Source organism: Zavarzinia sp., assembly GCF_049306435.1.
GTDB lineage: Bacteria > Pseudomonadota > Alphaproteobacteria > Zavarziniales > Zavarziniaceae > Zavarzinia.
In genome coordinates this window covers 1-5561 of sequence record NZ_JBAQRT010000221.1, presented here as the reverse complement: position 1 = coordinate 5561, position 5561 = coordinate 1, and the positions used below count along the sequence as shown (strand labels likewise).

Sequence of the window (5561 nt, the reverse complement as noted above, 5' to 3'; positions counted from 1 at the left end):
GACATCAGCCGCACCGCCGCCGACGTACTGTTCCAGGGCGCGGGCCTGTCCGCCGTCCCGGCCACCCTGTCGGTCGCGCGCCGTTCGCAGATCCTGGTGCGCGAAAACCTCGGGATTTCGCTGCTCTATAATGTCACGCTGGTGCCGCTCGCCGTGCTCGGCATGGTCACGCCCTTGCTGGCGGCGGTCGCCATGTCGGTCTCGTCGCTGACCGTCATTCTCAATGCGCTTCGCCTCGGCAGGGCCGGGCGCGAAGACTTCAACCGGGGAGATGCGGCATGACCATCATGATCTATCTGCTGCCGATCGCGCTCCTGCTCGGTCTCGGCGGCCTCGCGGCCTTCTTCTGGGCGATGAAATCGGGCCAGTTCGACGATCTCGAAGGCGATGCCCAGCGCATCCTGTTCGACGACGAGGATCAGGTTCCCGGCCGCCAGGGCTGATCACGCTCTTGTGCCCGCCGCCCGTGCCGGTTATGTCCAACCGGCACCGGTGGAGGCTTTTATGGCAGATGAAGGGATGCGGGCATGAGCGGCCCGCTCGACGCTTACGCGGTCCTCGTGGCGGAAGGCACGGTCGAATCCGATCCCGCCCAGCGCCTTGCCATCGAGAAACTCGAAATCCTGCACCAGCGCCTCGCCCTGTGGTCGCCGCCCGAGGCGCGGGCGGCGCGCGGCCTGTTCGGCTGGCTGACCGGCGCCCGCAAGAGCCACGAGGAGCCGCCCCAGGGCCTCTATCTCTATGGCGGGGTCGGGCGCGGCAAATCCATGCTGATGGACCTATTCTTCCGGGGCGCTGCCGTCGAGAAGAAGCGGCGTGTCCACTTCCATGCCTTCATGCAGGAAGTCCACGGTGCCATCAACGCCCACCGCCGCCTGTCGGATGCCGAGCGGGCCAGGCGGGGCGGTGACGATCCCATCCCCGTCGTCGCCCGCGATATCGCGGCCGAGGCGCGGCTGCTCTGCTTCGACGAATTCCAGGTGACCGATGTCGCCGACGCCATGATCCTGTCGCGCCTGTTCCACGTGCTGTGGCAGGAACAGGTGGTGGTGGTCGCGACCTCCAACCGCGCGCCGCGGGAGCTGTATCTCGGCGGCCTGAACCGCCCGCTGTTCCTGCCCTTCATCGACGAACTGGAAGCGACGATGGACGTCCTTCATCTCGATGGCGCGCGGGACTGGCGGATGCTGCGGCTGGCCGGCCATCCGGTCTATTTCACGCCGCTGGGCGCCGCCGCGACCAATGCCCTCGACGCCGCCTTCGCCGATCTGACCCGGGGCGCCGGCGCCGCGCCCTGCACACTCGACGTACAGGGGCGCAAGGTGGTGATCCCCCATGCCGCCTATGGCGTGGCGCGGGCCAGCTTCAACCAGCTCTGCGCCGCCGCCCTCGGCCCCGCGGATTACCTCACGATCTCCCGCGCCTTCCATACCCTCGTGCTCGACGACGTGCCCCGCCTGACGCCCGAGAAACGCAACGAAGCCAAGCGCTTCGTCACCCTGATCGACGCGCTCTACGAGGCGAAGACCAAGCTCGTCCTTTCCGCCGCCGCCCCGCCCGAGACCCTCTATCCGGCCGGCGACGGCGCCTTCGAATTCGAGCGCACGGTGAGCCGCCTGAACGAAATGCAGTCGGATGAATACCTGGCGCTGGGGCATGGCGCGGGGTGACCTATCGGATTCCGCGACAAGGTCCCCCCGCTTCGACCTTCGCCAACCTTGTGGAGTGCGGCAATTCGCGCTAGGTAACGGCCCCACGGGAGACCGGGAGGGACCAGGGGGTATGGCGCGTAACAAGATCGCCCTTATCGGTGGCGGTCAGATCGGGGGCACGATTGCCCTTCTTGCCGGTCTGAAGGAGCTGGGGGATGTCGTGATTTCCGACATTCTCGACGGCGTGCCTCAGGGCAAGGCGCTCGATATCGCCGAATCCTCCCCCGTTCTCGGCTTCGACGCCGCCCTGTCCGGTGGCCGGGGCTATGCCCAGATCAAGGATGCCGATGTCGTCATCGTCACCGCCGGCGTGGCGCGCAAGCCCGGCATGAGCCGGGATGATCTGGTCGCCGTCAATGCCAAGGTCATGAGTGCCGCCGGTGCCGCCATCGGCAAATATGCCCCGGATGCCTTCGTCATCGTCGTCACCAATCCGCTCGACGCCATGGTCTGGGCGCTGCAGAAGGCTTCGGGCCTGCCGCCGCGCAAGATCGTCGGCATGGCGGGGGTGCTCGACAGCGCCCGGTTCCGTTATTTCCTGGCCGAGGAGTTCGGTGTCTCGGTCGAGGATGTCGGCGCCTTCGTGCTGGGCGGCCATGGCGATGCCCTGGTGCCGCTCGTGCGCTATTCGACCGTCGGCGGCATTCCGCTGCCCGATCTCGTGAAGCTGGGCTGGACCACCATGGATCGGCTGGACGAAATCGTGCGGCGCGTCCGCGACGACGGCACCGAAGTCGTCGACCTGCTGAAGGCCGGCGCCGCTTCCGCCATCTACGCGCCTGCGGCGGCGGCGATCGAGATGGCGGACAGCTATCTCAAGGACAAGAAACGAATCCTGCCCTGCACGGCCCATCTGTCGGGCCAGTACGGGGTGAAAGACCTCTATGTCGGTGTACCGGTGGTGATCGGTGCGGCCGGCGTCGAGAAAGTGGTCGAAGTCACCCTGAGTCCCGGCGAGAAGGCGGCTTTTCAGAAGTCCGTCGCCTCGATCCGCGCTCTGGTCGGCGTCACCCGCAAGCTGGAGCCGTCGCTGGACGGTCTGGCCGGGGTGGCGGCGGCGAAGAAGGTGAAATCGCCCGCTAAGAAGACGAAGTGAGTTGTCAGGCCATGCTGGTTGCGCGGTGCAATCTCGGTGTTATAACTGCGTCGCCGCGCATCCATCACCGCTTGACAGCGGCCCTCCCCGGAAGCCAACCCAGGATGCCCCATGAACATCCATGAATATCAGGCCAAGGCTCTCCTGGCCAAATATGGTGTCGCCGTGCCCAAGGGCGGCGTTGCCTACACCCCTGAAGAGGCCGAAAAGGTCGCCAGGGACCTGCCCGGCCCGGTTTGGGTCGTCAAGGCGCAGATCCATGCTGGTGGCCGCGGCAAGGCCGGTGGCGTCAAGGTCGTGAAGTCGATCGAAGACGTCAAGGCCGCCGCCGCCAAGATGCTGGGCATGACGCTCGTCACGCACCAGACCGGCCCCGAAGGCAAGGAAGTGAAGCGCGTCTACATCGAGGACGGCTCCAAGATCGCCCGCGAGCTTTATCTCGCCGCCCTCCTCGACCGCAAGACCGGCCGGATCGCGTTCATCGCTTCCACCGAAGGCGGCATGGACATCGAGACCGTCGCGCACGACACCCCGGAGAAGATCCTGGGCCTGCCGGTCGACCCGGCCGCCGGGATCCAGGCTTATCACGGCCGCCGCGTCGCCTATGCCCTGAAGCTCCAGGACAAGCAGGTCGGCGTCTGCGTGAAGCTGGTCCAGGCCATCTACAAGGCGATGGTCGAGACGGACGCGGGCCTTCTCGAGATCAACCCGCTGGTCGTGACCGAAGCGGGTGACCTGATCGCCCTCGACTGCAAGATGAACTTCGACGACAACGCCCTGTTCCGTCACAAGGACATCCAGGAACTGCGCGATCCGGACGAAGAAGATCCGATGGAACGCGAGGCGGCCAAGCACGAACTGTCCTACGTGAAGCTCGATGGCAACATCGGCTGCATGGTGAACGGCGCGGGCCTCGCCATGGCGACCATGGACATCATCAAGCTCTACGGCGGCGAGCCGGCGAACTTCCTCGATGTCGGTGGCGGCGCGACGCGCGAGCGCGTGACCGAGGCCTTCAAGATCATCCTGTCGGACCCGAACGTCGAGGGCATCCTCGTCAACATCTTCGGCGGCATCATGCGCTGCGACGTCATCGCCGAAGGCGTGATCGCGGCAGCCCGCGAAGTGTCCCTGTCGGTGCCGCTGGTGGTTCGCCTCGCCGGCACCAATGTCGAACTCGGCAAGAAGCTGCTGGCCGAGTCCGGTCTCCCGATCACCTCTGCCGACGATCTGGCCGATGCGGCCGCCAAGGTCGTCAAGGCCGTGAAGGAAGCTGCCTGATGTCCGTCCTCGTCAACAAAGACACCAAGGTCATCTGCCAGGGCTTCACCGGCGCGCAGGGGACCTTCCATTCCGAGCAGGCGGTCGCCTATGGCACCAAGATGGTCGGCGGCGTCACCCCGGGCAAGGGCGGCACCACCCACCTCGGCCTGCCGGTGTTCGACACCGTCTATGACGCGGTCGAGAAGACCGGCGCCAATGCTTCGGTGATCTATGTGCCGCCGCCGTTCGCGGCCGACGCGATCCTCGAGGCGATCAACGCCGAGATTCCGCTGATCGTCTGCATCACGGAAGGCATTCCGGTCCTCGACATGGTCAAGGTGAAGCGCGCCCTGCAGGGCTCGAAGAGCCGGCTGATCGGGCCGAACTGCCCCGGCGTCATCACCCCGGGCGAATGCAAGATCGGCATCATGCCGGGTCACATTCACCAGCGCGGCAAGGTCGGCATCGTGTCCCGTTCGGGCACGCTGACCTATGAAGCGGTGGCGCAGACCACGGCGGCCGGCCTTGGCCAGTCGACCTGCATCGGCATCGGCGGCGATCCGGTCAACGGCACGAACTTCGTCGATTCGCTCGAGCTGTTCCTGGCCGACCCGGAAACCGAGTCGATCATCATGATCGGCGAAATCGGCGGCGACGCCGAGGTGATGGGCGCCGAATTCCTGAAGGCCAACAAGGTGAAGAAGCCGACCGTCGGCTTCATCGCCGGTCGCACCGCCCCGCCGGGCCGCCGCATGGGTCATGCCGGCGCGGTCATCTCGGGCGGCAACGACACGGCCGACTTCAAGGTCGAGGCGCTGAAGGCCGCGGGCATCCGCGTCGCCGATTCGCCGGCGGCCCTGGGCACGACCCTCGTCGACCTGCTGCGCGGCTGATGGGCGGCGGCCGGCAGCCATGCCGGCCCTGCAAGGCTTGAGGCGGCGCGCTTATGGCGCGCCGCCTCTATCTATCTAGAGTGGTTGGCCCGCCATTGGTCGAAATCGGCCATTAGCGGGTTGATTAAAGCAAGAGAACGACCAATTTTAGGGGCGCGCGGCGTTACCCGACATGCAATGTGCCGGTCGGCCGCACCAGGAAGGTTATCCCGGCACGAGGGTGGCGGACCCGCAGGGTCGCACCGGGCGGGATCAGGCGTGGTACCCGGTGACGGATAGGGCGTCGCCGGCGGTTCAGGCAACGGCTTCACGGCCAAGCAGAGAGAGCGGCCAGAAACGGTCGCTGCTTGACATCATGACGACCCAGTTCGACGAACTTTCGTTCCTCAATGGCGCCAACAGCGTCTTCATCGAGGATCTCCTTGCCCGTTTCCAGAAGGATCCCGCTTCGGTCGATCCCTCCTGGGCGCGCTATTTCACCGCGATCGGCGACAATCTCGCCGCGCCGACCGGCCCGAGCTGGCAGCGGCCCGACTGGCCGATCGTGAAGAACGGTCTCGAGGACGACGAGAAGCCGGCCGCCCCCAAGGCCAAGGC

At 66.3% G+C, this 5561-nt stretch carries 6 protein-coding genes and 1 pseudogene; all 7 read left to right on the top strand.

What is annotated here, in order from left to right; all coding sequences use genetic code 11:
• Positions 1–282: pseudogene (locus WAZ62_RS13130) on the top strand (heavy metal translocating P-type ATPase); the annotation flags it as partial.
• A complete protein-coding gene (gene ccoS, locus WAZ62_RS13125) occupies positions 279–443 on the top strand; it encodes a cbb3-type cytochrome oxidase assembly protein CcoS (protein ID WP_422643987.1) in 165 nt (54 codons plus the stop codon). The pseudogene WAZ62_RS13130 and the gene ccoS, both read left to right, overlap by 4 nt.
• 84 nt (positions 444–527) lie before the next feature.
• The gene (gene zapE / locus WAZ62_RS13120; RefSeq protein WP_422643986.1) at positions 528–1670 is read left to right on the top strand and encodes a cell division protein ZapE; all 1143 of its coding nucleotides are present in this window, start codon (positions 528–530) and stop codon (positions 1668–1670) included.
• A 112-nt stretch (positions 1671–1782) separates the two neighbouring features.
• Complete coding sequence (gene mdh, locus WAZ62_RS13115) at positions 1783–2808, top strand: malate dehydrogenase (RefSeq protein ID WP_422643985.1); 1026 nt, start codon at positions 1783–1785, stop codon at positions 2806–2808.
• A gap of 111 nt (positions 2809–2919) precedes the next feature.
• Positions 2920–4089 (top strand): ADP-forming succinate--CoA ligase subunit beta, encoded by a 1170-nt coding sequence (gene sucC / locus WAZ62_RS13110; protein ID WP_422643984.1) that lies wholly within the window; start codon positions 2920–2922, stop codon positions 4087–4089.
• Positions 4089–4964 (top strand): succinate--CoA ligase subunit alpha, encoded by an 876-nt coding sequence (gene sucD, locus WAZ62_RS13105; RefSeq protein WP_422643983.1) that lies wholly within the window; start codon positions 4089–4091, stop codon positions 4962–4964. Before sucC ends, sucD begins: the two co-directional genes overlap by 1 nt.
• Before the next feature lie 355 nt (positions 4965–5319).
• Positions 5320–5561 (top strand): 2-oxoglutarate dehydrogenase E1 subunit family protein (locus WAZ62_RS13100; protein ID WP_422643982.1); only part of this gene is annotated, 242 nt, incomplete at its 3' end.

What these genes read in the sequence shown, in the direction of transcription:
- ccoS (WP_422643987.1), top strand. Translation starts at nt 279, where the DNA reads ATGACCATCATGATCTATCTGCTGCCGATCGCGCTCCTGCTCGGTCTC.
- zapE (WP_422643986.1), top strand. Translation starts at nt 528, where the DNA reads ATGAGCGGCCCGCTCGACGCTTACGCGGTCCTCGTGGCGGAAGGCACG.
- mdh (WP_422643985.1), top strand. Translation starts at nt 1,783, where the DNA reads ATGGCGCGTAACAAGATCGCCCTTATCGGTGGCGGTCAGATCGGGGGC.
- sucC (WP_422643984.1), top strand. Translation starts at nt 2,920, where the DNA reads ATGAACATCCATGAATATCAGGCCAAGGCTCTCCTGGCCAAATATGGT.
- sucD (WP_422643983.1), top strand. Translation starts at nt 4,089, where the DNA reads ATGTCCGTCCTCGTCAACAAAGACACCAAGGTCATCTGCCAGGGCTTC.